Source organism: Terrisporobacter muris (assembly GCF_024621905.1).
Taxonomy (GTDB): Bacteria; Bacillota; Clostridia; order Peptostreptococcales; family Peptostreptococcaceae; genus Terrisporobacter; species Terrisporobacter muris.
Genome location: NZ_JANKBY010000409.1, coordinates 1 through 2,709 on the forward strand (window position 1 = coordinate 1; position 2,709 = coordinate 2,709).

4 protein-coding genes and 1 pseudogene are annotated in these 2,709 nt (G+C 26.5%); 3 read left to right on the forward strand and 2 right to left on the reverse strand.

Annotation, left to right across the window (positions count from 1 at the left end; all coding sequences use genetic code 11):
• The 3 genes from NSA58_RS18485 to tpx all read left to right on the forward strand — a co-directional run.
• Positions 1-614, forward strand: a 614-nt coding sequence (locus tag NSA58_RS18485) for a precorrin-2 dehydrogenase/sirohydrochlorin ferrochelatase family protein (protein ID WP_257560818.1), incomplete at its 5' end; no start/stop codon positions are given.
• Positions 615-625: 11 nt separating this feature from the next.
• Positions 626-1,279, forward strand: a complete 654-nt coding sequence (locus tag NSA58_RS18490) for a hypothetical protein (RefSeq protein ID WP_074429809.1) — start codon at positions 626-628, stop codon at positions 1,277-1,279.
• 96 nt (positions 1,280-1,375) lie between these two features.
• Entirely contained in the window at positions 1,376-1,864 is a 489-nt protein-coding gene (tpx, locus tag NSA58_RS18495) for a thiol peroxidase (protein ID WP_257560819.1), read from the forward strand.
• Between the two features lie 24 nt (positions 1,865-1,888).
• Here the strand turns inward: tpx and NSA58_RS18500 are convergent, their stop codons facing one another.
• On the reverse strand, positions 1,889-2,581 hold the full coding sequence (locus NSA58_RS18500; RefSeq protein WP_257560820.1) for an FUSC family protein: 693 nt from the start codon (positions 2,579-2,581) through the stop codon (positions 1,889-1,891).
• A gap of 2 nt (positions 2,582-2,583) precedes the next feature.
• Positions 2,584-2,709 (reverse strand): annotated as a pseudogene (locus NSA58_RS20930) (protease); the annotation flags it as partial.

Genomic DNA, 2,709 nt, shown 5'->3' on the forward strand with positions numbered 1-2,709 from the left:
ATGGATATTTAAATAAGATATTGAGTTTGGAGGAGAATATGTTTTATCCAATTAATTTGAAAATAGATGATATGAATATAATTATTATTGGTGGAGGAAAAGTTGCTTATAGAAAGTGTATTAATTTCTTAGCTTTCAATAAAAAAGTAAGAGTAATCAGCAAAGATTTCATAGAAGAATTTGAGGGTTTAAAAGATTGCATAGATACTATAAAAGATAATTACGATGAAAAGTATATAAAAGATGCATTTGTGGTTGTGGCAGCTACTAATAATGAAGATGTAAATAGAGAAATAGGTCTTTATTGTAGAGAACACGGGAAATTAGTAAATGTTGTTGATAATGCTAATTTATCTAACTTTACAGTGCCATCTTTTGTAAAGAGAGGGGATTTACTATTAAGTGTATCTACAGGAGGAAAAAGTCCATCTTTATCAAGTAAAATTAGAAAAGACTTGGAAGAAGTTTATGATGAAAGTTATGAAGAGTATGTTAGTCTACTTGGTGAGGCTAGAAAAAATATAATCAAAAACACAGAAGATGTTAAAGAGAGAAGGAATAAATTAAATGCACTTTTGAATTTTAGCTTTGATGAGCTTAGACAAATAAAATAGGGGGATTTATTATGGACAAAAAAATCATTAATATTTTAAATGGTCAATTAATGTATGATTATTTTCAAAGAAATAATATTGTTACAGATGGAATTAATATCCCATTTAATGAGGCAATGTGCATTGGGGAGGTTAGTGAAGATATATTTTCGGATGACTTTATAAATAAAAGATGTAATATTCATAAAGTATCTTTGGATAAGTATAGAGAAATAACCTTAAATAATTTAAGCCCTCTTATAAAATTAGATTTTGATAAGGTTATATTATGGTTTGATGATGATATGTTTTGCCAAATTAACTTATTAATTTTATTAGCATATCTTGATTATTCAGGTTTTAAGGGAGATGTACTTTTTAATTTAGTAGGAAATGAATTTAAATTATTAGATACTTACAATATTTATGTTGAGGGATATTATGAAATATATATAAGAGTTATGATTAATAAGAAAGAAGTTATAGATGTAAAAATAGATACTTTAAAAGAATGTATTAGACTTTATTTGGAATTTTCTAAGAGTGAAAATGAGATTATAACTTATATAAAAAATCACAAAAATGATGATACAGATATTTTATTAAATAAATTATTTAATACATTTTCAAAATATGGACTTGGAGACACTCAGTATATTGATATGATTAATAAAATAAATTATTAAGATTGCTATAACTGACAATTAAATTAAAAATACAAGTATAAATACTCCTTAAAAATGAAAACTAATTTTAGTAAGATTTTATAGGAGGTAAGATAGATGAAGGTAACATTTCAAGGAAATCCATTAACATTAAAAGGAACACAGGTAAAAGTAGGAGATACTGCTCCCGATTTCACGGTAGTAGATAATGATTTAAATCCATTTAAACTTAGTAATACAAAAGGAAAAAGAGTATTTTTAACAGTACCATCTTTAGATACACCAGTATGTGATACTGAGGTTAGAAAATTTAATCAAGAAGCGGTAAAATTAGGTAAAAATGTAACTATATATACAATTTCTATGGATTTACCATTTGCTCAAGGTAGATGGTGTGGTGGAGCTGGAATAGATAGAGTGAAAACTTTATCAGACTACAAAGACAGAGAGTTTGGTGATAATTATGGAGTATACATAAATGAACTTGGGCTTTTATCTAGAGCGGTTTTTGTAGTAGATGAAAATAACAAAGTTGTATATGTTGAATACTTAGATGAAATTACAGATGAGCCAAATTACGAAAAAGCATTAGAAGCTTTAAAATAAAATTGAAATAATCCAGAATAAGCATTAATCTTTCTCTGGATTATTTTTTTCTTGTTTATATTGAGACAAAAGATTTAATATACTTTTTTTATGATAATTATATATGTTTTCATTGAAAATCGTATCCATAGAACAAACTCTTTTTTCTATTAGATATAATCCGTGTATATGATGAATTAATTGCTCGCAAATATCAAAACTATGATATAAATCACTTAAATTATAAGTTTCATTGGAATAAGGTATTTCATCGACTAACTGATTATAGTATTCTTGTAAATCTGAGTATCTACTATTGAGCTTAGTATAAGATGAAGAAAAATCTTTGTTCTTAATCATAGAGTAAATAATACTTAAGCAATCTTTAGAAGCGGAGTTAAAAGAGACTAATAAATATTCTGTATATTTAGTTCGACTTACAGAATAATTAACTATTAATGCAATTACAACACCGACAAGAGTATCAATAGTTCTCATAATAGAATAATTTAATGCGTGATTATCACCAACACCTAAACAAATGGATATAAAGGTTACAGACGCAATAGCTGAGGCATCAGAAATTTTTAATATGTTGCAAAGATGAATAATTATAATAACTCCTAAAGTTGCAGTAATAATATTTTCCCTTAAAAAAAATGTAGATAAATAACCAATTATACCACCAAGTAAAGTACCTAAAATTCTTGACCAAGAAACCTCAAAGGAGTCCTTCATATTCTATCTAGTCCACTGATTATACCTTGTGTAACTGTTCTTTGCAATTCTAATCCAAGTGGATTACCTATAGCTATAGATATGTCTCCTATTGAAACTTTATCACTATCTCCAAGTTCTGCTGGAGT

Excerpts from the sequence above, each read along its gene's own strand:
- NSA58_RS18490 (WP_074429809.1), top strand. The coding sequence starts at position 626 with ATGGACAAAAAAATCATTAATATTTTAAATGGTCAATTAATGTATGAT.
- tpx (WP_257560819.1), top strand. The coding sequence starts at position 1,376 with ATGAAGGTAACATTTCAAGGAAATCCATTAACATTAAAAGGAACACAG.
- NSA58_RS18500 (WP_257560820.1), bottom strand. The coding sequence starts at position 2,581 with ATGAAGGACTCCTTTGAGGTTTCTTGGTCAAGAATTTTAGGTACTTTA.